Origin of the sequence: Noviherbaspirillum phoenicis, assembly GCF_047237965.1 — a bacterium.
Taxonomy (GTDB): domain Bacteria; phylum Pseudomonadota; class Gammaproteobacteria; order Burkholderiales; family Burkholderiaceae_D; genus Noviherbaspirillum_A.
The window spans coordinates 694,618-716,188 of record NZ_JBDFLX010000001.1; the positions used below are offsets into that span (position 1 = coordinate 694,618).

Annotated in this window: 18 protein-coding genes and 1 tRNA gene; 9 read left to right on the top strand and 10 right to left on the bottom strand. The window is 64.5% G+C overall.

All coding sequences use genetic code 11. The annotated features are described in order from the left end of the window. Window positions 1-61 precede the first annotated feature (61 nt). From ABC383_RS03250 to ABC383_RS03275, 6 genes are all read right to left on the bottom strand, one after another. Window positions 62-1,504 (bottom strand): oligosaccharide flippase family protein, encoded by a 1,443-nt coding sequence (locus ABC383_RS03250; protein WP_413011926.1) that lies wholly within the window; start codon window positions 1,502-1,504, stop codon window positions 62-64. A gap of 33 nt (window positions 1,505-1,537) precedes the next feature. Next, window positions 1,538-2,482: a glycosyltransferase family A protein gene (locus ABC383_RS03255; RefSeq protein ID WP_413011928.1), complete on the bottom strand. Its 945-nt coding sequence runs from the start codon at window positions 2,480-2,482 to the stop codon at window positions 1,538-1,540. 358 nt (window positions 2,483-2,840) lie between these two features. Continuing rightward, window positions 2,841-3,917 (bottom strand): nucleotidyltransferase family protein, encoded by a 1,077-nt coding sequence (locus ABC383_RS03260; protein WP_413011930.1) that lies wholly within the window; start codon window positions 3,915-3,917, stop codon window positions 2,841-2,843. Continuing rightward, window positions 3,914-4,831 carry an HprK-related kinase A gene (locus tag ABC383_RS03265; protein ID WP_413011932.1) on the bottom strand — a complete coding sequence of 306 codons (918 nt, stop codon included), beginning with the start codon at window positions 4,829-4,831 and terminating at the stop codon, window positions 3,914-3,916. The genes ABC383_RS03260 and ABC383_RS03265 overlap by 4 nt, the downstream gene beginning before the upstream one ends. Continuing rightward, window positions 4,828-5,106, bottom strand: a complete 279-nt coding sequence (locus ABC383_RS03270; RefSeq protein ID WP_413011934.1) for an HPr-rel-A system PqqD family peptide chaperone — start codon at window positions 5,104-5,106, stop codon at window positions 4,828-4,830. The genes ABC383_RS03265 and ABC383_RS03270 overlap by 4 nt, the downstream gene beginning before the upstream one ends. 22 nt (window positions 5,107-5,128) lie before the next feature. Next, complete coding sequence (locus ABC383_RS03275; protein WP_413011936.1) at window positions 5,129-5,821, bottom strand: hypothetical protein; 693 nt, start codon at window positions 5,819-5,821, stop codon at window positions 5,129-5,131. A 326-nt stretch (window positions 5,822-6,147) separates the two neighbouring features. Here ABC383_RS03275 and ABC383_RS03280 point away from each other — a divergent pair, with 326 nt between their 5' ends. Beyond that, a complete protein-coding gene (locus ABC383_RS03280; RefSeq protein WP_413011938.1) occupies window positions 6,148-7,050 on the top strand; it encodes a lytic transglycosylase domain-containing protein in 903 nt (300 codons plus the stop codon). On the opposite strand, the gene ABC383_RS03285 is transcribed toward ABC383_RS03280, so the two are convergent. Next, on the bottom strand, window positions 7,043-8,305 hold the full coding sequence (locus ABC383_RS03285; protein WP_413011940.1) for a VanZ family protein: 1,263 nt from the start codon (window positions 8,303-8,305) through the stop codon (window positions 7,043-7,045). The genes ABC383_RS03280 and ABC383_RS03285 overlap by 8 nt on opposite strands. A 111-nt stretch (window positions 8,306-8,416) precedes the next feature. On the opposite strand from ABC383_RS03285, the gene galE reads away from it, so the two are divergent. Beyond that, the gene (gene galE / locus ABC383_RS03290; protein ID WP_413011942.1) at window positions 8,417-9,439 is read left to right on the top strand and encodes a UDP-glucose 4-epimerase GalE; all 1,023 of its coding nucleotides are present in this window, start codon (window positions 8,417-8,419) and stop codon (window positions 9,437-9,439) included. A gap of 143 nt (window positions 9,440-9,582) precedes the next feature. Here galE and ABC383_RS03295 read toward each other — a convergent pair. Continuing rightward, window positions 9,583-9,667: transfer RNA gene (locus ABC383_RS03295), tRNA-Leu, on the bottom strand. A 163-nt stretch (window positions 9,668-9,830) separates the two neighbouring features. Here ABC383_RS03295 and rnr point away from each other — a divergent pair. The 4 genes from rnr to ABC383_RS03315 all read left to right on the top strand — a co-directional run bounded on the left by rnr (window position 9,831) and on the right by ABC383_RS03315 (window position 14,647). Further along, window positions 9,831-12,407, top strand: a complete 2,577-nt coding sequence (gene rnr, locus ABC383_RS03300; RefSeq protein WP_413011944.1) for a ribonuclease R — start codon at window positions 9,831-9,833, stop codon at window positions 12,405-12,407. Further along, window positions 12,408-13,151 carry a 23S rRNA (guanosine(2251)-2'-O)-methyltransferase RlmB gene (rlmB, locus tag ABC383_RS03305; RefSeq protein ID WP_413011946.1) on the top strand — a complete coding sequence of 248 codons (744 nt, stop codon included), beginning with the start codon at window positions 12,408-12,410 and terminating at the stop codon, window positions 13,149-13,151. 83 nt (window positions 13,152-13,234) lie between these two features. Then, window positions 13,235-13,984, top strand: a complete 750-nt coding sequence (cysE, locus tag ABC383_RS03310; RefSeq protein ID WP_413011948.1) for a serine O-acetyltransferase — start codon at window positions 13,235-13,237, stop codon at window positions 13,982-13,984. A 9-nt stretch (window positions 13,985-13,993) separates the two neighbouring features. Continuing rightward, the gene (locus ABC383_RS03315) at window positions 13,994-14,647 is read left to right on the top strand and encodes a YceH family protein (protein WP_413011950.1); all 654 of its coding nucleotides are present in this window, start codon (window positions 13,994-13,996) and stop codon (window positions 14,645-14,647) included. Window positions 14,648-14,728: 81 nt separating this feature from the next. Here the strand turns inward: ABC383_RS03315 and prsT are convergent, their stop codons facing one another. Then, window positions 14,729-17,506: an XrtA/PEP-CTERM system TPR-repeat protein PrsT gene (gene prsT / locus ABC383_RS03320; protein WP_413011951.1), complete on the bottom strand. Its 2,778-nt coding sequence runs from the start codon at window positions 17,504-17,506 to the stop codon at window positions 14,729-14,731. Window positions 17,507-17,939: 433 nt separating this feature from the next. Between prsT and ABC383_RS03325 the strand changes: the two genes are divergently transcribed. From ABC383_RS03325 to ABC383_RS03335, 3 genes are read left to right on the top strand one after another with little or no spacing between them, the layout of a single operon-like run. After that, window positions 17,940-18,188: an acyl carrier protein gene (locus ABC383_RS03325; RefSeq protein ID WP_413011953.1), complete on the top strand. Its 249-nt coding sequence runs from the start codon at window positions 17,940-17,942 to the stop codon at window positions 18,186-18,188. Further along, window positions 18,188-19,030: a hydrolase 2, exosortase A system-associated gene (locus ABC383_RS03330; protein WP_413011955.1), complete on the top strand. Its 843-nt coding sequence runs from the start codon at window positions 18,188-18,190 to the stop codon at window positions 19,028-19,030. The genes ABC383_RS03325 and ABC383_RS03330 overlap by 1 nt, the downstream gene beginning before the upstream one ends. Next, window positions 19,027-19,893 (top strand): hydrolase 1, exosortase A system-associated, encoded by an 867-nt coding sequence (locus tag ABC383_RS03335; protein ID WP_413011957.1) that lies wholly within the window; start codon window positions 19,027-19,029, stop codon window positions 19,891-19,893. Before ABC383_RS03330 ends, ABC383_RS03335 begins: the two co-directional genes overlap by 4 nt. 201 nt (window positions 19,894-20,094) lie before the next feature. Here ABC383_RS03335 and ABC383_RS03340 read toward each other — a convergent pair whose 3' ends face one another. Then, complete coding sequence (locus ABC383_RS03340) at window positions 20,095-21,195, bottom strand: GNAT family N-acetyltransferase (RefSeq protein WP_413011959.1); 1,101 nt, start codon at window positions 21,193-21,195, stop codon at window positions 20,095-20,097. Window positions 21,196-21,571 lie beyond the last annotated feature (376 nt).

The window sequence follows — 21,571 nt, forward strand, 5'->3', positions numbered from 1 at the left end:
GCCGGGCCTGGCCGTTGCGGGCAGCCCGTTTCAAAAAAACGAAGCGTCGTGGCGCTTGCGGTCAGGCGAGCCGCGCTTTCAGGCCATTGGCGACATGGTGCAGCTCGGCCGACAGCGGATGCCCGGTAAGGCGCAGTGCGACATACCAGACGCTTGCCAGCGGAAGTGCCAGAATCAGCAGGACCGCCATCGGCGGGAGCGATGCCGGAAGGATGGCCTTGAACATTAGCGCCGCGGCCAGGCAGATCAGCGCCACCGCTGCGCTTGGCCACAGGGCCACGAGCATGGTGCTGAAGCGATGGCCAAGGTAGGCGTAGTGCTGGTAGATCATCACCGGCGCCGCTACCAGGGTGGCGGAGCAGATCGACCAGGAAAAACTCTCGATGTCGCCCTTGAAGAGCACGTAGCCGAACACGATGCGCGTGGCGAGCATGGCGACGATGGGCGTGGCTGAAAGGTAGGGCCGGCCGATCGCGGTCAGCGCCGTCGAGGTATAGTTGAACATCATGCCGACGGCCGATGCAAGCAGCAGCGCATCGATCGCAGGGACGGCTGGCAGCCATTTTTCGCCATACAGCGTCGCGATGATTTCTTCACTGAATACATAGGTCAGCGCAAGTGCGGTCCAGCCGACACCGGTCAGCAAGCTGGTGGCGCGGTTGATCAGCGGGCCAAGAGGTTCCTTCTTGTGGTGCGCCTGCGAGATGTAGGAAAGGGAGCCATAGTTGACGGTGCTGCCGGCCACGTAGGTAAAGATCGACACGGTGGAGCTGGCGCGGCTGAACAGGCCCACCAGCGTGGCATTGCCCAGCTTGCCGAGCAGGATGTCGGGCAGCGCATTATTGATAGAGCCCAGGCAGTTCGACAGCAGCGACCCAACGCCGAAATGCATCACGTGGCGCCATTTGCGAAAGCTGGGCAGCCACGGCAGGATCTTCGGGCGCAGCGGAATATAGGCGATGGCGCAGGCAATGATATTGGCGAGGTTGGCCCAGGCCATGCTCATGGTGCCGAAGCCAAGGGCTGCCAGCCCCAGGCAGGTTACGGCAAAGGTCGCCGTGCCGACGACATTGACGATCGCCTGCTTGCCTGCCGCGAACTCGCGCGTCAGCATCGAATGAGTAATCGAGCCGAATGGGATAAAGAGAAAGCCGATGGCGAGCACCTGCATCACCGGCAGCATTGCCGGTTCATTGAACCATCGGCTGATGGCGCCGCTGGCGAGGAACAGCGCAACGGCAATCAGCCAGGAAGTCGTAAACATCACGCCGATGGCGGCGCGCATGCGCTCCTCGGTCAATTCCGGCTCGCGCTGCAGATAAGTGCCAACGCCGAAGTCGCGGAAGATGTGGGCAATGTTGACGAACACGACCGTCATCGAGAACACGCCGATCTCGGCGGGGCTGAGCATGCGCGCCAGCAACATGCTGACGATGAACTGCACAATCGTCGCTCCCGTGGACGAGAAGAAATTGATTACCAGGGAGCGGCGGATATTGGTCATGACGAAGCAGCGTTCTTATCGGATGAAAGGGGATCAGGAAGTCAGGCTGGGAAACAAGGCCGATTCCTTCATCTGCCCGATCACCTTGCGCGAGGTCTTTTCATAGCGGTCGCTGACGAAGCGCAGCGAACCGATGAAGTGAATGAAGACGGTGTCGCTGTTCATCACGTCGGGTGTGCCGTATTCCGGATAAGGTAATACCTGGGTTCCAGCTGCATTGGCCACCAGGTAATTAGAGGTGATCTGCTCGGTGCCCCAGGCGGACCAGCGCTGCATGCCAACCTTTCGGGCCATGCAGTTGGAAAAATGCACCAGGTCTTCACGCATGCTGGTAGAAGGCGGGAAGCCGGTGAAGCCCGAACAGCCGCGCACATAGAGCGCGTCGGTCGGCAAGCCTACCTGCGCCATGCAGGCTTCGGAATAGCCCTGGATATGCAGTTGGCCATAATAATCGCCCTGGGCATTCGCGCTGGTCGTGGCCAGAGTAATCAGCTTCTGCTTTGGTGCTTCGCCGAGTACGAAGCCGACGCGGCGCGAGATGGCTTGCAGGACTTCCTTTGGCTGGTTGACCGTGACCGTGTCTGCGTCGAGCTGCACAACATAGGATTCGCGCGCGTAATCGCAGATCGCCAGAAGCCGCTCCCAGGTACCGCCGCGCGGGATGTCAGGATGAGTGAATTCATCGGCAGCGCGCAACTCGATATGTGGCACATGCAGCTGCAGGATCTTGCGGTCCGTTTCATCAATGCTGGGATCGCACACCACCACTATCCGCTGCGGAGCGGCAAACCCGACAAACGACTTCAGGGCCACCAAGTAGGCCAGCACGTCGCGCTTCTGCACCATCGACAGCAGCGTAAAGGGCATCGTTCCGGGCTTCAGCGGCGGCGTGTCCAGGATGCCGCGACTGGCTTTTTGATGTAGCCAACGGTAATAGTCTCTTCTCAGGCGCTGCTGGATTTTGGAAATGATGGACATTGTGGCTGTATTCAGTGTTGAGGAGTCACGGACGCACTACTTGGAAAACCCTGCCAGGAAAGTACATCCGGCAGGGGAAGTTTTGTCGGTACGCGATGGGTTTCTTCCAGGAATAATGCATTAAGGAAATGTTGGTAGGGAGTATAGCATTGCTCAAATGACCAAATGTTGATGAAAGCCGCATAGTTGAGTTCGCGTAAAAACCCTCGTCCCGACCTGTTCCAGCGTTACCGGCCTTTCCAGGTCGTTTCACACCTTGACCGTGCGATGGAGCGGATCGCTGCGCATTGAGAAGCGACAATCCGCGCGCTGAATCGATGCGGCCAGTTTGCGTTAACTGAGCGCTTGGAGCGTTTCTTTATTCTTCTCCCTTGGCGGCAACCGCAGCCTTGTGCGCAAGGTGACGCACGAGCAGCCCAGGCGGCATTCTCAGCCAGTGTGCGCGCACGAACAGCAGCCGCCGCGCCAGCCCGGTGAATCCGTCGTCGCAGCTTGGGTGCTGCGGCAGCAGCGCCCGGCCATACAGCCCATCCATCAGGCGCGTCGTCATTGGTCCCGGCCCAAGGCGCGCCGCGGCCTGCAGCGTTGCCGGCGGTACCGGCGTTCCCAGCAGTTGGGCTGAAAAACGCAGGGCATAGAACACCACGCGTTCCAGATCGAGTTCGCTTGCCCGTGCCAGCAGTTCGGACCAGAAGCCGGGCAGGGCAGCGAAGTCGCGCAGCAGCAGGTCGAGATCGCTCAGGTCGCGCAAGCCCTTGTCGAGCTCTTCTTCATGGAACAGATGGCAGGCGCTGTGGATCACCATATCGACCGGGGCCAACACCAATACGCCGGGCCGGTCCGGCAGCGCGCGGGCAGCAGCAATGAGCCTGGCCGAGTCCGGCTTGCTGGACGCCGTCGTCGGCAGGATCGCGTGATGCACGTCGACCACGGTCATGCGCCGGCCATGCTGCATGGGCGGCAGCTCATGCATCCATGCGCGGTAATAGCGGTCATCGTAGGCGCTGTGGTGGCTGGTGGCCCAGCCATGCATCATCAGTGCGGCTTCGGCCTGGTTGATGCGCGCCCTGGGCACCAGGATATCGATGTCGGCAAAGCTGCGGCCACTGGCGGCGGGCGCGCCGGCAGCCAGATAGGCCGCGCCCTTGAGCAGGATCAGCGGCAGCCCGGCACTGTCCAGCGCCTGCCCGATCTGCGTGATTTCCCACTCCACCGCTTCCCGGTGGCGCTGCGCCACCAGCAGGGCGCCCTCGAAATGGGGCATCGCCTGCGGTGCAATCGCGGCCGGTGCATGGCGCTGCGCCAGCAGGGCGATGCGCGCGAGCAGCTGAGCCGCACGCGCTTGGCGCAGCAGCAGGTCCCAGTCCGCCAGCGACAGGCCACGCAGCCGTTCCGGGTCGCGCAGGACCCGCAGCAGGACAGGCGCCGCCCTCACCGCGTGCCTGCCTGGCTGGCCAGCCGGTCGAATGCGGCAATCGCTTCGTCAAGCCTGCTGTAACGGAAGTCGTAGCAATCGGACTGCGCAACGACGCCTTTGAGCGCTTCGAACCCGGCCGCACCGAGCCGGGTGTAATTGAAGGCATTGTCGGCCACCCGCATGAAGGCGCGGCTGCGCGGCACCGGCGTCAGCGAAAGCGCCGCATCGGCTTCGTAGCGTGGAAACACGATCCAGCCGGGCCGTGCAACCTCGCCGGCGCATTCGATGCTGCGGCTCGGCGCCTTCATCTGCGCCACCGTTCCCTTGACCGTATCCATCACGCTGGGGCTGAAGGTGGCATGCGGCACGTAATGCTTGATCACGTCGATCGAGGCGTTCTTCAGGCTCACGGGCCTGGGCAGGGGAACCAGCGCGGCGTCCTGGCGGCGGACCAGGGTCAATTCATCCGACAGCAGCCGCCAGCCATGATGAATCAGCGCGGCGCACAGGGTGCTCTTGCCCGAGCCGGGAGGCGCCGGAAGGATGGCGGCATGGCCATTCTTTTCGACCACGGCGGCATGAATGATCAGGTAATGCTGCGCATTGCTGGAGACGCACCAGTTCAATCCCCATTCGAACATCGGGAACGCCTGGCTGGCGGGCAGTGCGGCGAAGGGCGCGTGGCCGTCGGTGATGAAGTCCACTTGCGGCCTGAACCAGCGACGCAGCCCGCGCGGCGGCGCAAGTTCGACGTGGAAGTCGGCAAAGGGGCCATCGAGCAGCGGATAGTCGCTGTAGAGCAGGCCGAAGGAAGACGCTACCCGTTCGAGGCGGGTGCGCAGGCAGGCGATGAAGGTCCCGGTGCGGAAATACACGCCATCGCCCCTCAAACGCAGGCGCAAGTCGGCGTCTGGCAGTTCGGAAATCTTCAAGATGGGGTGTGCTCGATCAGGCTGAGGGCGGCAAGTTCGGACAGCAGCTGCTCGGCAAGCGCAGCAGGTACGGTGTCGGCGTCGAGATCCCATTCGGCGGCCAGGAAACCGGCCAGGCTGTCCCGGTCCGCAGGACCTTGCCGCAGCCGTTCCAGCAGGCTGGCCGCGATGCCACTCAGCAGGTGAGTGTCGCCGGAGAGGTCGTTGTAGACCACCGCTTCCTCGTCGTCCGACAGCATGCGCAGGCGCTGTCCGGCGCGCAGCTTCCAGTTCATCTGGACGCGGTGTGCAGGCGCATCAGCCGAGGTTGCGCGGTTGCGTGAAAGGCAGACCCTGGGTGGCGCCCAGGTAGCTCATGATGTCGTCTTCGGTCCACTTGATGCCGGCGCTGGGCGTGTAAATGCCATTGGCCTGCCATTCCTTGAAGATCGCGATGGCCTGCAAGTCGGTCGGATATTTATTCAGGCCGGCCTTGAAGTTGAGGTAGGCGGCGATGATGGACTTCACGACTACCGGCGTTTCGCTGCCATTGAGGGCCTCGTACAGTGTCGCCTCGTCCAGCGAGGTGCTCTTGGCAGCCTGGCCTGGCGGCACGTCTTTCTTGTCAACGCGGCTGGGAAATGCATCGTAGAACTTCTGCGGCGCGCCGGTACGGAACATCAGGCTGGAACTGCCGAAGATATCGACGAAGCGGGTTTCCTTGGGCACAGGCCACTGGCGGTTCGGATCCAGCCAGTTGGCCGCGGTAATGCCGTCGCATGCGGCCGCCTCGGTGTTCTGCTGGCTCAGGTTGGCGGAAGCGAAGCCGGAAGGCGACTTGCAGGCGACCTGTGCGAGCGCGGAGCGGCTGGTGAGGGTTAGGATGACTGCTGACGCACCCACACCGGCCCGGGTGAACCTGCGGCGCGATGGATTACGCACCTGCGGAGGCGTTGTCGCTGCGCCGTTCTCCGGCTGGCGACCCGTTTCCTCATGTCCAGAATTTTCCATCGTCATGTCATGCACTCCCGTATCTTCAATTGACGCCATTTTAACCGTCTACTTGAATACTAACAGAATGTAATTCAAAGTTGACAAACAGCATGATGTCTGATTGCTATTGCTTTGACGCTACGCAAGAAGAAGTTGCAAATATCGCATCAATTTTGCCGATTGTCGGCATCATGTTCCAAAAATGCTCGGCCCGACACGGCTTCCAGCGCCGCAGGGTATGATGTTTGCAGAAAAAGTTGCAAATAATATAATTAAATTATCGCATGTGTTGTGCGTGGCCGATTCGAATTCGGTCAACAAGATTCTTCATGAAAGGTCGTTTCATGCGTTTTCCGCTTTTCGCCAAGTTTCTGTGCGGCGCTGTGATGTTGTCCGGCAGCGTGGCGGCGCAGGCCGACAGCGCAGGCGCCGGACAGGGCCTGGGCGGCCGCAGGCCGCAGGCACTGGTCGAGGAGGCTGCACGCTATGAGCATGCGGAAGGCGTGCCGCGCGATTATGCCCGCGCCATCGAGCTCTATTGCGCGGCAGCCAGGGCCGGCAATGCCGACGGGCAGTACGGGCTGGCATGGATGTATGCGAACGGGCGCGGCGTTGCGCGCGACGACGGCATGGCAGCCCATCTGTTCGGACTGGCCGCCGAGCAGGGTCATGTCCAGGCCGCCACCATGCGCCAGCTCGCTTCCGGCAAGCCCGTGGTCCCGCCCTGCATGGTGCCGCCCCCAGCCGCCACTGCAGTCGCCGCGCCGGCCGGCGCGGCGCCGAACTATCCGCGCGGCCACATCTACAACACGGTCGGCAAGGTATCGTTCAAATACGAAATCGATCCGGAGCTGGTGCTGGCATTCATTGCCGTGGAATCCGGCTTCAATGCCAAGGCGGTGTCGCCCAGGAATGCGCAGGGCCTGATGCAGCTGATCCCGGAAACCGCACAGCGCTTCCGCGTCAAGGATGCGTTCAACGCCGAAGACAACATCAAGGGCGGAGTCGCCTACCTGCAGTGGCTGCTTGCGTTCTTCAAGGGCAATGTGCCCCTGGTGGCGGCCGCCTACAATGCCGGCGAACGCGCGGTGGAGCGTTATCGCGGCATTCCGCCTTATCCCGAGACCCGCGACTATGTGCGTCGGATCACCGCGCTGTACCGCAAGACCACCCATCCTTACCGGGAAGGGCTGGTGCAGGCCTCGCCCATCCTTGCCGCATCTTCCGGTACCTCCGGCGTCAAATAGGCGGATCGAGCGGGCGGTCTGCCGCTGGCACGCACCACGGAATGATCCAGCCCGCAACACACAGCATGACCTGGGTGATGTCGCCGTAGCGGCCATTCCATTGCTGCTGCCATTCCAGCGCGAACACCGCCACGGCGGTCAGCACGGCGCCGATCAGCGCCGTCCCGCGCGGTAGGGCCTCGGGCATCGCAATGCGCACGAACCAGGCCAGCGCCATGAACACCCACAGCAGTTCGAGGATGTTGGAGAGCCCGGCGACGCTGCGCATCTGGCCGGCAAACAGCGTCCAGTTGAATGTCGCCACCATCCACGGCCCGCCTGGCGCCAGTTCCGCAACCGAAAACCCGAGCGCGACCATCAGCATGCCCAGCCAGGGCACCATCCGCAGCGGCAACTGGCGCAGCAGGAGGCTGGCCAGCAGCGCGATGCAGGCGCCGGCGCACGCCTCCAGCGACAGCACCCGGCCAACGATGAGCGTCTTGGTCACCAGCAGCGCCAGCAGCGTCAGCGTGAACAGCCCCAGCGCCGGCCTGCCCGGACGCGCCAGCAGCAGCACCATCGCAGCCATGCCGGTGAACAGGCAGGCGTAGGTCAGCAGCTGCGCCATCACGATGCGCTGCGGGTCATGCAGCGCATGCCACAGGCCGGATAGGGCGCGGCGCAGGTGGCTTACATCCAGGGTCGGCACCAATGGGCTGGTCTGCGACAGCAGCCACAGGCACACGATCACCAGCCCGGTGTTGGCCAGTGCGCCATGCCGGAACCAGCGGTCGCGCCAGGCCTGTATCAATCCCCCATGGAAGGTATGCCGCAGCATGGTGCCGGCGAGCAGCGCTCCCAGGCCGCTGCCGAGCGCATTCATCGCGATGTCGACCGGCGAAGCCACCCGCGCCGGGTTGAACTGCTGCAGGCATTCCATGGCCAGGCTGAGCCCGGCGCCCATCACGGTGGCGAGCGCTGCCGCCTGCGTGGCGCGCATCGTCCCGGCCAGCCAGAGCGCGGCAAGCAGCCCGAAGGGCGCATAGACCAGCACGTTCTGCAGCACGTCGGCCTTGTCGAGATGGGCCGGCCAGTTCAGCAGAAAGGCCATCGACGGCAGTTCCGGTGCGTTCCAGTGCGCAAACGGATAGAGGCTGCCGTAGACCAGCAGCGCGGCATAGCAAAGCACCGCGGCCAGCATGCGCCATGCGGAGCGGGCGGGGACGAGAGGCGTAACGAGAGGAAGGTCGTGCGGCATGGAAGAGGGGAGCGTCAAGCTTGATCAGACCCGGGTGGAGGCGGATTGTACGCGAGTAGAATGGCACGCGCGTTGCCGCCTGCGGCCCATAGCTATCCCGTATTCCACCTTCACAAGGCTTTGCTCTCTATGCCAAAAACCATACTCGTGACCGGCGCCTCCGGATTCATCGGCTCGCATACCTGCGTCGAACTGCTGCAGAGCGGGTTCGATATCGTCGCGCTGGACAACCTCTGCAACAGCTCGCGCAAGGCGCTCGACCGGGTGCGCCGGATCACCGGCAAGGATTTTCCGCTGCACGAGGCCGACATCCGCGATCGTGCAGCCCTGGACGCCGTGTTATCGCAGCACCGGATCGATGCGGTGATTCATTTCGCCGGCCTGAAGGCGGTGGGCGAATCGGTGGAAAAGCCGCTGCTGTACTTCGACAATAACGTGGCGGGCAGCGTCAACCTGCTTGAGGCGCTGGCCGACGCCGGCGTCAAGGTGTTCGTGTTCAGTTCGTCGGCCACGGTCTATGGCGACCCCGAGGCATTGCCGCTGGTGGAAAGCGCCCGCCTGTCCGTCACCAACCCGTATGGCCGCTCCAAGCTGATGGTAGAGCAGATACTGGGCGACCTGGCGCACTCGGACGCCGCCTGGCGCATCGGCGTGCTGCGCTATTTCAATCCGGTCGGCGCCCATGAAAGCGGGCTGATCGGCGAAGACCCGCGCGGCATTCCAAACAACCTGATGCCCTTCATCGCGCAGGTGGCGGTGGGGCGGCGCGAAAAGCTGTCGGTGTTTGGCGATGACTATCCAACGCCGGACGGCACCGGCGTGCGTGACTACATCCATGTGGTGGACCTCGCCAAGGGCCATGTGGCGGCGCTGAACCGCCTGTTCGCGCACGACGGCGGCTTCACGGTCAACCTCGGCACCGGGCAGGGATACAGCGTGCTGGAAACGGTGAAGGCATTCGAAGAGGCAAGCGGCCGGCCGGTGCCGTATCAGATCGTGCCGCGCCGTCCGGGCGACATTGCCAGCTGCTACGCTTCTCCCGACCTGGCGGCGCAGCTGCTGGGATGGCGCGCCGAGAAGGGCATGCGCCAGATGTGCGAGGACCACTGGCGCTGGCAGAGCGGTAATCCGGAAGGCTTTGGCGACGACTGAGGCTCGCGTGCGGCGGGGCCGGCAGGCCCCGTTGTGAGGGGTTGTCGCCGCGATGGCGGCATCGGGCGCCGATGTTTCAGGCGCGCGCCAGGTCCGCCAAAAGTAAAAGGCCGGTTGACGATGTCAACCGGCCTTTCAAATCGTGGTGCCCACGGAGGGACTCGAACCCCCACACCTCGCGGCACATGGACCTGAACCATGCGCGTCTACCAATTCCGCCACGTGGGCCTTGGGATCTGCTGCTTCCCAAAGAAGACTGGCATTATAGAGACAAATTCCCCGAAGTCAACATGGCTTGAGCGATTTCTTGCAACTGGCATAGTTCTAGGCGAATGAAGCCTTAGTCCGTTACACTACCCGCTCAATTTTTAACCACCAACACCACACGCTCTTGAGCCAATTTCCCTATTCCATACCCAGCCGCGAAGACATCCTCGGCATCCTCCGTACCGCAAGCGAACCGCAAGACGCCAGCACCATCGCTGCGGCGTTGCATGTGGGACCCGATGAAACCGAGGGTCTGATGCGCCGGCTGAATGCGATGGAGCGCGACGGCCAGATCAGCTCGGAGCGCAGCGGCATCTACAAGCTGAGCCACATGCCCAACTTCGTTGAAGGCAGGGTCAGCGGACACCGCGACGGCTATGGCTTCCTGATTCCCGACGACGGCGGCGACGACCTGTTCCTGTCCGAGAAGGAAATGCAGAAGGTGCTGCATGGCGACCGGGTGAAGGCGCGCGTCTCCGGCACCGACCGCCGCGGCCGCCCCGAAGGCACCATCGTCGAAGTGGTGGAGCGAGCCCACAGCCGCGTGATCGGCCGCCTGCTCAACGAGAACGGGGCCTGGATCGTGGTGCCCGAAGACAAGCGCATCGGCCAGGACATCCTGCTGGCAGGCTCGCCGGGCAAGGCCAAGAGCGGGCAGGTGGTGAGCGTCGAGCTGACCGAGCAGCCGTCCCGTTATACCCAGCCGGTGGGCCGGGTGATCGAAGTGCTGGGCGACATCGACGACCCCGGCATGGAGATCGAGATCGCGGTGCGCAAGTTCGGCGTGCCGCACGAGTTTTCCGACGCGGCGAAAAAGCAGGCTGCCAAGCTGCCCGCGGAAGTGCGCGAGACCGACCTGGACGGCCGTGTCGACCTGCGCGACATCCCGATGGTGACCATCGACGGCGAGGACGCCCGCGACTTCGACGATGCCGTCTATTGCGAGCCGGTGAAGATCGGCCGCAGCAAGGGCTACCGCCTGATCGTGGCCATTGCCGACGTCAGCCATTACGTGCGTCCCAACGATGCGCTCGATGCCGACGCGCTGGAGCGCAGCACCTCGGTGTATTTCCCGCGCCGCGTGATTCCGATGCTGCCGGAAAAGCTGTCCAACGGGCTGTGCTCCCTGAATCCCAACGTCGATCGCCTGACCCTGGTCTGCGATGCGGTCGTCACCGCCAAGGGCGAGATCAAGGCTTACCAGTTCTATCCCGCGGTGATCCACTCGGCCGCGCGCCTGACCTACAACGAGGTCGCCGCGATCCTGACCAATACCCGCGGCGTGGAAGCGGCGCGGCGGCAGGAACTGGTGCCGCACCTGCAGAACCTGTACGACCTGTTCCACGTGCTGCTGCAGGCGCGCCATGCGCGCGGCGCGATCGATTTTGAAACCACCGAAACCTATATCGTGATCAACGGCGCCGGCAAGATCGAGCAGATCCTGCCGCGCACCCGCAATGACGCGCACCGCCTGATCGAGGAATGCATGCTGGCGGCCAACGTCTGCGCGGCCGACCTGCTGGAGCGGCACAAGCATCCCACGCTGTTCCGGGTGCATGCCAGCCCGAGCAAGGAAAAGCTGGACCAGCTGCGCACTTTCCTCAAGCAGATGGGCCTGAACCTGGGCGGCGGCGAGTCGCCCAGCGCGTCCGACTATGCCGAGCTGCTGCCGAAGATCAAGCTGCGTCCCGATGCGCTGCTGCTGCAGACCATGCTGCTGCGTTCGATGCAGCAGGCGGTCTACAGCCCCGAAAACATCGGCCACTTCGGCTTGTCCTATGAAGCCTATGCCCACTTCACCAGCCCGATCCGGCGCTATCCCGACCTGCTGACGCACCGTGCGATCAAGGCCATCCTGCAGGGCAAGCGCTACGATCCGCGCGGCATCGAGGTCAGCGAGCTCAACACCCAGCTGTCTCCGGCCGGCCGGCGCAAGGCGGCGCAAGACAAGGCCAGCGGCAAGAAGAAGCTCGATGGCGACTATGCGATCTGGGAATCGCTGGGCGTGCACTGCTCGGCCAACGAGCGCCGCGCCGACGAGGCTTCGCGCGATGTCGAAGCCTGGCTGAAGTGCTACTTCATCCGCGACCGCCTGGGCGAGGAGTTCACCGGCACGATCTCGGGCGTTGCGCCTTTCGGCATCTTCGTCCAGCTCGACACCCTGTTCATCGAAGGCCTGGTGCACGTGACCGAGCTGGGCGCCGATTATTTCCAGTACGACGACACCCGCCATGAACTGCGTGGCGAGCGCACCGGCATGCGCTACCAGCTGACCGACCGCGTCACGGTGCAGGTCAGCCGGGTCGACCTCGATGCACGCAAGATCGACCTTCGCCTGGTCAACGAGCCCGGCATCCATACCCAGCTGAAGAACGAGGCGCGGCGCGCAGACGGCGAGCAGGGCGGCCGCAAGAAAAAGCGCGGCAAGGCGGACGAGGCGCCGGCAAGCGGCCCGGCCGCTCCGGGTAGCGAGCCGGCCGACATTGCCCAAATCGCCGACACGCCTGTCGACACCCGGCAGGCGCCGCGCAGGACGCGTGGCGGCAACGTCGACAGCGGCGGCAACACCAGTAACAGCGGGAACGGCGGTAATGGCGGCAACCGCAAGCCACGCGGCGCGGCGGGCGCCGCGCCCAAGGCACGCACTTCCCGCAAAAGCGCCGGCGACAAGTCCGGCGGCAAGAAGAAACGACAAAAGTAAATGAAAAGCAAACTGATTTTCGGCTTCCACGCCGTCACCGCACGGCTGCGCCATGAAGCGGAAAGCATTGAAGAAATCTACGTCGACGCGGGGCGTCACGACCCGCGCATGCGCGAGCTGCTGCGGGCCGTGCAGGCCGCCGGCGTGCGGGTGATCCAGGCCGACGAGCAGCGCCTGTCGAGCATGGTGGGCAGCCGCAGGCACCAGGGCGTGGTGGCCAAGGCCGGCGCCATCTCGCTGGCGCGCAACCTCGACGAACTGCTGGACGTGGTGGTCGGCCCGCCGCTGCTGCTGATCCTCGACGGCATCACCGATCCCCATAATCTCGGCGCCTGCCTGCGGGTTGCCGACGGCGCCGGCGCCCATGCGGTCATTGCCCCCAAGGACCGCGCTGTTGGCCTCAATGCCACTGCCGCCAAGGTGGCCAGCGGCGCCGCCGACACCGTGCCCTACATCACCGTGACCAACCTGGCCCGCACCATGCGCGAGCTGAAGGAGCGCGACATCTGGCTGATCGGCACCGCCGACGACGCGGAGAAGGGCCTGTACGATGCCGACTTCAGCGGCGGCACCGCGCTGGTGATGGGCTCGGAAGGCGAGGGCATGCGCCGCCTGACCCGCGAAACCTGCGACCTGCTGGTCAATGTGCCGATGATGGGCTCGGTGGAAAGCCTGAATGTGTCGGTGGCTTCGGGCGTGTGCCTGTACGAGGCGCGCCGCCAGCGCATGGTCAAGGGCGTCTGACAGCGCCTTGACGGGCTGGCAATGCCAGCGCGACGTGATTTGCCGCTACCATCAGTGTCTTCCGTTTCGATTCCATCCATTCCATGTTGACCCGGCTGCGCGAGGACATCGCCAACATCATGCAGCACGACCCGGCGGCGCGCAGCCGCTGGGAAGTGCTGACCTGCTATCCAGGACTGCATGCGGTCCTGCTGCACCGCCTGGCGCACCGCTGCTGGACGCGCGGCCTGCACTGGACGGCGCGCTTTATCTCCCATATCGGACGCTTCCTGACCGGCATCGAGATTCATCCCGGCGCCACCCTTGGCCGCCGGGTATTCATCGACCATGGTTTCGGCGTGGTGATCGGCGAGACCGCGGTGGTCGGCGACGACTGCACCATCTACCAGGGAGTGACATTGGGCGGCACCTCGCTGGTCAAGGGCGCCAAGCGCCATCCGACGCTGGAGCGCGGCGTGCTGATCGGCGCCGGCGCCAAGGTGCTGGGCGGCTTCACTGTTGGCGAGGGCGCCACCGTGGGTTCCAATGCGGTGGTAGTCAAGCCGGTGCCGGCCGGCGCCACCGCGGTCGGCAATCCGGCGCGCATCATTGAAAAGGGCGATGCCAGCCCGGCCCGGCAGGCGGCGGCGCGGATGTTTGCCGCCTATGGCGTCACGCCCGATGCCGACGATCCGCTGTCGAAGGCGCTGCATGGCCTGATCAACCAGACCGCCACCCAGGAAGCCCAGCTCCAGCGCATTCTTGCGGCGCTGCAGGCGGCAGGCATTGCCTGCGACAAGCTGGCCGACCTCGACCGTTTCGACCCCGACCAGCTCAACCGGCTGGTGGAATAGGAGAATTTGATGAGCGACGATCTGCCGCTGGATGCGGTTGAAGTGCGTGTGCTGGCGGTGCTGGCCGAAAAGGAGCAGCTGACGCCGGATAATTATCCGATGTCGCTCAATGCGCTGGTTGGCGGCTGCAACCAGCTTTCCAGCCGCGACCCGGTGATGACGCTGGCCGAAGAGGAAGTGCGGGACGCGCTCGATCGGCTGATGGCCAAGAAGCTGGCGGCCGAGGTCAGCCAGGCCGGCGCGCGGGTGGCGAAATACGAGCACCGGATGCGCCTGCGCTGGACGCTGGAACAGGACCGGCTGGCCGCGCTGGTGATGCTGATGCTGCGCGGCCCGCAGACCGCGGCCGAGGTGCGCAGCCGCGCCGGCCGCATGCATGAATTCGGCAACGTTGCCGCGGTCGAGGAAGCGCTGCAGTTCCTGATCGATAAATACCCGCCGCTGGCGGTGAAGCTGGCGCGCGCGCCCGGCGCCAAGGAAGCGCGCCATGCGCACCTGTTGTCGGGCGAGCCGGCCGAGGGCATGGAGCAGGCGGCCGGGCAGGCAGTCGCCGCACCGCGGCAGGACCGGGTGTCGCAGCTGGAGGCGGAGGTGGCGCAGTTGCGGGAAGAACTGGCCAGGCTGTCGGCGGAGTTCGCCGAGTTCAGGCGCCTGCTGGAGTAGCCGCGCAGGCGGCTTGCCAAAGAGACGATGCAATGAAAATGGCGCCCGCGGGCGCCATTTTATTTTGCCGAACGACGCGGCTTACAGCGTCTTCAGCGCGGCCTTGGCTTCCTCCGCCTTGCCTGACGCGCCACCCTTGGCCACGACTTCCTCCAGGTTCTTGCGGGCGGCTTCCTTGTCGCCTGCCTTCATCTGGGCCATCGCCAGGTTGTAGCGGATGTTGATCGCATTGGGCGCGGCTGCAGCGGCCTTTTCCAGGTAGGGCAGGCCGCGCTTGATGTCGCCGCGCTCCACCAGGATATAGCCCAGCGTGTCCATCACCGCCGGGTTGTTGGGCGCCAGCGCCAGCGCCTTCTCCGCATACTCCACCGCGCGCGCATCCTTCTGCGCCTGGTAGGCCATTGCCAGGTTGTTCAGGGCGCCGATGTTGTTGGGCTCCTGCTTCAGCACGGTCTGGAACTGGTCGATGGCGCCCTTGCTGTCATTGTTGTTCAGGCTCATCGTGGCCATGTGCAGGCGCACCGCGGTGTCCTGCGGATGGGCCTTCAGCCAGGCAGCCACCTTGGCGTCGGCATCCTTGGCGCGTCCGGCCTTGGTCAGCGCCTCATGCAGCTTGACCAGCACCGCATTGCCGCCATTCACGGCCATCGCCTGCTCATAGGGCTTGACGGCTTCCGCCGGCTTCTGCTGCAGCATCATCAGGTCGCCTTCGAGCGAATAGCCGACCGGCAGCTTGGGCAACTGCTTCTGGATCTCGCGCGCGGTGGCCAGCGCTTCCTGCGGCTTGCCGGTGCGTGCCTGCACTGCCGCCAGCGCCACCTGCGCTTCGAGATAGTCGGGCTTGAGGGAAACGGCTTTCTTCAGCGAGTCGATGGCCGCGCCCTGGTTCTGCATCAGCATCTGCACCGTGGCGATGCGGTACTGCGCCAGTGCCGAATTCGGCGCCAGGCCAGCCAGCTTGCGGTAGGTGTCGAGCGCGCCTTCCTTGTCGCCATTGATCAGCGCGGTCTGGCCGGAGAAGTCCAGCACTTCCGGGCTGCTTGGATTGCTGACCAGCAGCCGCTGCGCCAGCGCCTGCGCCTTCTGCTTGTCGTTGATCTGCAGATAGTGGTTGCCCAGGCGCAGCGCAGCCGGCAGGTCGTTGGTGTTGACGTTGGCGGCGCGCTCGTACAGCGCGGTGGCCTCGTCGTTCTTGCCCTGCGACTTGGCCAGGCTGGCCAGCGCGGTGATGGCCTCGACGTTGTTCTTGTCCTTCTCGATGAAGGCTTCGATGCGCGCCTTGGCGGCATCGGGCTTCTTCTCGGCCACGTCAACCTGGGCCAGGTTCACCACCGGCGCGAAGTAGGTCGGCTGCAGCTTGGCCGCTTCCTCGAAGCTGGTGCGGGCCTGCGGGAACTCGCGGCGGGCCAGGTGGACATTGCCCTTCAGGGTCTTGATGGTGGCGTCGTTCGGCTTTTCCTTTTCCAGCTTTTTCACCGCGGCCAGCGCCTGGTCGTATTCCTTCAGGCGCAGATGGTTCATCACCAGCAGCATGCCGGGCTGGGTGCTCTTGTTGTCGAGGTTGCTGGCCATTTCGAGTTCGGCCATGCCGCTCGCATTCTCGCCCTGCGCCAGCTTGCTCATGCCCAGCGCTGTGCGGATCATCGGCGCCTGCGGCGCCAGCGTGGTGGCCTTCTCGAAGTATTCGGTGGCCTTCTCGTAATCCTTCGACTTCATGTAGGACTCGCCGGCCAGGCTCAGCATCTGCGGGTCGGACTGGGTTTGCTGCATCATCGGGCCGAGCACCGCCAGCGCACGCTGCGGGTCGTTGTTCTTCAGCAGGATGGAAGCGAGGAGCTTGGTCGCATAGGGATTGCCGGGATTGGCATCGATATAGCGCTTGACGTTGCGCTCGGCCTGCTCGTTGGAGCCCAGCGCGAACTGGATGGCGCCGGCCAGCAGCAGGCTGGGCATGTGGTCGGGCGCGACCTTGAGCACCTGCTGGATCGACTCCAGCGCCTGCTTCTGATTGTTCTGGCTGAAGTCCAGCAGAGCCTGCGCATAGCTGACGCTGGGCGATCCGGGCGAAAGCTTGCGCGCAGCCTCGATCTCGGCCTTGGCCTCGTCGAAGCGCTTCATCGCAATCTCGAGATTGGCCTTGGCGATGCGGTTCTGCACATGGTCGGGCTTGATCTTGATGGCGGCGTCATAAGCCGCCATCGCCTCGTCATTCTTGTTCTGCGCGCGCAGCAGGTCGGCCTTGGCGATCAGCGCCTCGGTGCTCTGCGGATTCTTCGCCACGGCCTGGTCCACCATGCGGGTTGCGCCAGCGACATCTTTTTCTGCATAGGCGATGCGGGCCAGGCCCACCAGGGCCAGCGGCGCGTCAGGCGTGAGCTTGAGGGCGTCGTTATAGGCTGCCTTGGCGTCGGGGATCTTGTTCAGCGCGGTATAGGCGTCGCCGCGGATGACTTGTGCGCTGGCGTCGCTCAGGCTGCCGGCGGCGTTCAGGGCGTCCAGCGCTTCCTGCTGCTTGCCCTGCGCCATCAGTGCCCTGGCGAGCTGGGGCGCGGTCTTGTCCTTGGCCACGCCAAGATCCATCGCGCGACGGATTTCCTTCTCGGCCGACAGCGGGTCGCCGGATTCATTGTAGATGGTGCCGAGCAGGAAGCGCGCCTCGGCGTCGTCCGGCTTTTTCTGCAGCGCATTCTTCAGCTGGATGATGGCGGCCTTCTGGTCGCCCTTCTGGCGGTACTGGGCGGCTTCCGCCACCAGCGCTTCCGGGCTGTCGCTGCGGCCGCAGCCTGCGAGACCGCCGAGCAGCAAAATTCCGGACATTACGGCGGCCGATGTGGCCAGCTTCGTCTTCTTACTTGGCATGACTTTTCCTCTGAACTTGGTGTGGCGGCGCTGCCGTCACACCGATCTTGACGACGCATTCCGACAGGGCGCACCGCTGCCGGATCGTGCACGTATTTCGCGTAATTTCCTGCGGAAGCGTGTGGCGCTGTACGGTGAGCGGTGACTGTCTTATATCAGTTTGGCATGAGAGTACACCAACCGCCCGGCGTTGACACATGATTCTTTATAGAATTGCACTTGTTTTGAGGAAACGCACAGAACGGCAGGCGCCTGGCTCCGGCGGCCGATAATCACATCCGGGCCATGATGTATGATCCCGGCTTATCGTTATCAGATCAATCACAGGGCGCCCGACAAACCGGCTCTGGCAACTCCGCTTCGGCATGCGCGACCGGAGACTGCCACGCGCATTTTTGTCGGGCGCTCACAGCTACAGGACGGCAACAGCAGCATGCATTCCCTCAAAGAAGTGAAAAACCTTGTCAGCGACACCCTCGGCTTGGGCGAGCGCGGCGCTACCCTGACCGCGGACAGTCCTTTGCTGGGCGCGATTCCCGAACTGGATTCGATGGCGGTGATCAACCTGATCACCGCACTGGAAGAGCAGTATGGTTTCAGCATCGCCGACGACGAGATCAGCGCGGAGGTGTTCGAAACCCTGGGCAGCCTGGCCGCTTTCGTCGACCGGAAGCTTGCCTGATGCAGGCCGCGCCCAGCCATCCGCCGGCGCGCCCGTTCTTCCTGCAAGCCGCTCCCGGCAAGCGCTTCTGTCTGTATCACCCGCCGCAGGGCGCCGCGCGCGGCATGGTGCTGCATTTGCCGGCCCATGCCGAGGAAATGAACAAGTCGCGCCGGATGGTGGCGCGCCAGTCGCGGCTGCTCGCGCAGCATGGTTTTGGCGTTCTCCAGCTCGATCTCTACGGATGCGGCGACAGCGAAGGCGATGCCGGCGATGCCCGCTGGGAAATCTGGCGCGCCGACGTTGCCTGCGCGCTGGACTGGCTGCGCACCCAGGCCGACATCGCGCCGACGCTGTGGGGTCTGCGGCTGGGCGCCTTGCTCGCGCTCGACGTGGCGCAGCAGCGGTCTGACCTTGCCTCCCTGCTGCTATGGCAGCCGGTCACCGACGGCGCAGCCTACTTCACCCAGTTCCTGCGGCTGAAGCTGGCGGCCGACATGCTGGCCGCTGGCAAGGGCGAGGCCGGCGGCGTGGACGCGCTGCGGCGCCGTCTGGCCGGCGGCGCCACCCTGGAAATTGCCGGCTATGCGCTGGCGCCGGCGCTGGCGGCGGCGATCGACGCCGTGGCGCTGGCCGGCATGGCCGCGCCGCCATGTCCGGTGCATTGGCTGGATCTGACGCCGCAAGCCGGGCGCGGCATGCCGCAGGCGCGTGCCGCGGCTGCGGCGCGCTGTGCGGAGCAGGGCTGGCAGCTGTCGACGCAGACGGTGCAGGGGCCGGCTTTCTGGAGCAGCCAGGAAATCGCCGAGGCGCCCACGCTGCTCAATGCCAGCCTCGCCCTGCTGGCCGGGGAAACCGCTTGAACATCGAGGAGCGGGGCGTCAGTTTTCAGTGCGCCGGCTGCTGGTTGTACGGCGTGCTGTCGCTGCCGGCGGCCATGCCGGCGTCGGCGCGGGGCGTGGTGCTGGTGGTCGGCGGCCCGCAATACCGGGTCGGCAGCCATCGCCAGTTCACCCTGCTGGCGCGCGAACTGGCGGCGCAGGGCGTGCCGGTGCTGCGTTTCGACTACCGCGGCATGGGGGACAGCGAAGGCGAACTGCGTGACTTCGCCGACGTGGAGCCGGACCTGCGCGCCGCCATCGACGCGTTTTTTGCCGAAGTGCCCGGCACCACGGAAGTCGTGCTGTGGGGCCTGTGCGATGCCGCGTCGGCAGCCATGTTCTATGCGCACCAGGACCGGCGGGTAACTGGCATGGTGCTGCTCAACCCCTGGGCCCGCACCGAGGAGGGGGCGGCGCGCGCCTACCTGCGGCATTACTACCTGAAGAGGCTGTTCGATCCCGGGCTGTGGAAGAAGATCGCCGCCGGCCGCTTCAAGCCGGCGGCGGCGCTGCGCTCGTTCCGGGGGCTGCTGGGCAAGGCGGCAGGCGGTAACGCGGCATCGAGCCAGCCGGCAGAAGCCGCGCAGGCTGCCAGCCAAGCGCTGCCCCAGAGGATGCTGGAAGGCTATTCCCGGTTCCGGGGGCGCACGCTCTTTATTACCAGCGGCGCCGACCTCACCGCCCGTGAATTCGAGGCGCTTGCGGCTGGCCGCGAATGGCGCCGGGCAATGCGCGGCAGGCAAGTGGCGCGGGAACGCCTGCCCGACGCCGACCATACTTTCTCCCGCACCGAATGGCGCGACCAGGTGGCGCGCTGGACCGCGGATTGGCTGCAGCGCTGGTAAGCGGGGGCAGGGAAGCGGCGCTTCCTGCCGTGGCGGCTAGGAGCCTGCGCGGCAGAAGGCGGCGTAGCGAAACGTGCGAAAAACGAGGCCAGTTTGGTAGTACCAACAAGCCCAGGGTGGCCCCCTGGGCGCAGGTGGTGATACCGAACTGGACCGTTTTCTCGCGCGTTGCAGCCGCCGACCCTTCTGCCGCGCAGGCTCCTAGCGCTCGGCCGGCCCCGGACGCAGCCGCCGCCAGCCGGATTTCAGCAGGCCGCCGCCGAGGTGCAGGGCCGCCGCCGCGATGCCGCGCACCGAGCGCAGATTGAACGCAATGATCCCGCACCGCGGGCGGCTGTGCGACATCCAGTCGCGCTTGTAGGCGTCATCCCCAGTCAGGTAGTCGACTTCCCTGACCCGGTCGACATCGATTGCATGACGCATCAGCCGTTCGGTCAGCAGGGAGCCGATCGAGAGACTGGCGAATTTTTCGTCATAGGCCAGCTTGTAGATCGAGGCGACGCCGGCGCAGACGATCCAGAGCTGTGCCGCGGCCGGCTCGTCGTCGACGGTGGCAATGCCCAGCCGCAGCCAGCCCCGGTCGGCGCAGAGCCGCATCAGGCCGGGCATGAAGTCCGGTGCCGGCTCGGGCGACTTCCAGCTTGCTGCGTATATCTGTTCATAGGCGGCAATGGCGCTTTCGAGTTGCGCTCCGCCGGTCACGATCTCGAACCGCGCCCGGCCCGACTTGTCCAGTTGCCGCCCTTTGCGCTTGAGCGTGTTTTTCAGGCGCGACGGCAATCCGGCCGCATAGTCGTCGTAGCAGCGGCCGGCGACGTCGAGATACCAGTTCTGAAAGCAGAAATAGCGCTGGGTCGCCATGCCGGCCGAGCGCAGCGCCTGCAGCAATGCCTCGAAGGACGGGTCGTCGGGATCCAGCGGATGCAGGTCCAGGACGTCCCAGCGCGGCCGTTCGGCGGCAATCGCCGCCGCCAGTGCGGCCAGCGCCTGGTGCTGGGCGGCTTCGTCGCTGCCGATGAGGCCGTAAAGGGAGCTATACCAGTTGGACAGGCCTTCCAGTTGCCGCATGCCGTGACGGCCTGCAGCTTCACGCAGCGGCAGCACGCATGCCAGCTTGCCGTCGCTCTGTGCGCGCACGCCGTAGAGGCGCAGCCGCGCATCGCTGTCCAGTCCGGCCGCGGCCAGATGCCTGAACCAGGGAAGGCTGAAGAACAGGCCTCTTTGTGACAGCGCCTGTTCAAACAGGGCAGGGGCCTGTTCCGGCAAATCGGCAAAACGGGTATGGGCTTCAGCGACGAACATCGACGGTAGGGTGCATGGAATGCTTCATCAGAAAAGGGCAGCTCACTGTGGCTGGTAAACCAGAATGCAATATTGCTAATAATCAACTACCTGGCATTATTTCTTGCCAAGACTTGTCACATGTTTATCATGTGCGCTTGCCGAGCTATTGGGCGCTTATCGTAATGCTTATCGGAAATTTATCCGGATGCGCTACGCAAGGTTTGCGCTATATCGAGCCGCACTATAACAAGTGCGGAATGCCGCCCGGTAGTCCGCAGTCTTATTCTAATGCCAAGAAAGTTTGATGCAGTTCGGAAATCTAGTGACTTTTTGATATCCCCAAGTCGCATCGATGCGACAATCGAATATCGAAAGCCGCAAGAAGGCTGGCATT

Bases quoted from the DNA above. Each gene is read 5' to 3' on its own strand.
- ABC383_RS03250 (WP_413011926.1), bottom strand. From the start codon at position 1,504: ATGACCAATATCCGCCGCTCCCTGGTAATCAATTTCTTCTCGTCCACG.
- ABC383_RS03255 (WP_413011928.1), bottom strand. From the start codon at position 2,482: ATGTCCATCATTTCCAAAATCCAGCAGCGCCTGAGAAGAGACTATTAC.
- ABC383_RS03270 (WP_413011934.1), bottom strand. From the start codon at position 5,106: ATGAACTGGAAGCTGCGCGCCGGACAGCGCCTGCGCATGCTGTCGGAC.
- ABC383_RS03275 (WP_413011936.1), bottom strand. From the start codon at position 5,821: ATGGAAAATTCTGGACATGAGGAAACGGGTCGCCAGCCGGAGAACGGC.
- ABC383_RS03280 (WP_413011938.1), top strand. From the start codon at position 6,148: ATGCGTTTTCCGCTTTTCGCCAAGTTTCTGTGCGGCGCTGTGATGTTG.
- galE (WP_413011942.1), top strand. From the start codon at position 8,417: ATGCCAAAAACCATACTCGTGACCGGCGCCTCCGGATTCATCGGCTCG.
- rlmB (WP_413011946.1), top strand. From the start codon at position 12,408: ATGAAAAGCAAACTGATTTTCGGCTTCCACGCCGTCACCGCACGGCTG.
- cysE (WP_413011948.1), top strand. From the start codon at position 13,235: ATGTTGACCCGGCTGCGCGAGGACATCGCCAACATCATGCAGCACGAC.
- ABC383_RS03315 (WP_413011950.1), top strand. From the start codon at position 13,994: ATGAGCGACGATCTGCCGCTGGATGCGGTTGAAGTGCGTGTGCTGGCG.
- prsT (WP_413011951.1), bottom strand. From the start codon at position 17,506: ATGCCAAGTAAGAAGACGAAGCTGGCCACATCGGCCGCCGTAATGTCC.
- ABC383_RS03325 (WP_413011953.1), top strand. From the start codon at position 17,940: ATGCATTCCCTCAAAGAAGTGAAAAACCTTGTCAGCGACACCCTCGGC.
- ABC383_RS03330 (WP_413011955.1), top strand. From the start codon at position 18,188: ATGCAGGCCGCGCCCAGCCATCCGCCGGCGCGCCCGTTCTTCCTGCAA.
- ABC383_RS03340 (WP_413011959.1), bottom strand. From the start codon at position 21,195: ATGTTCGTCGCTGAAGCCCATACCCGTTTTGCCGATTTGCCGGAACAG.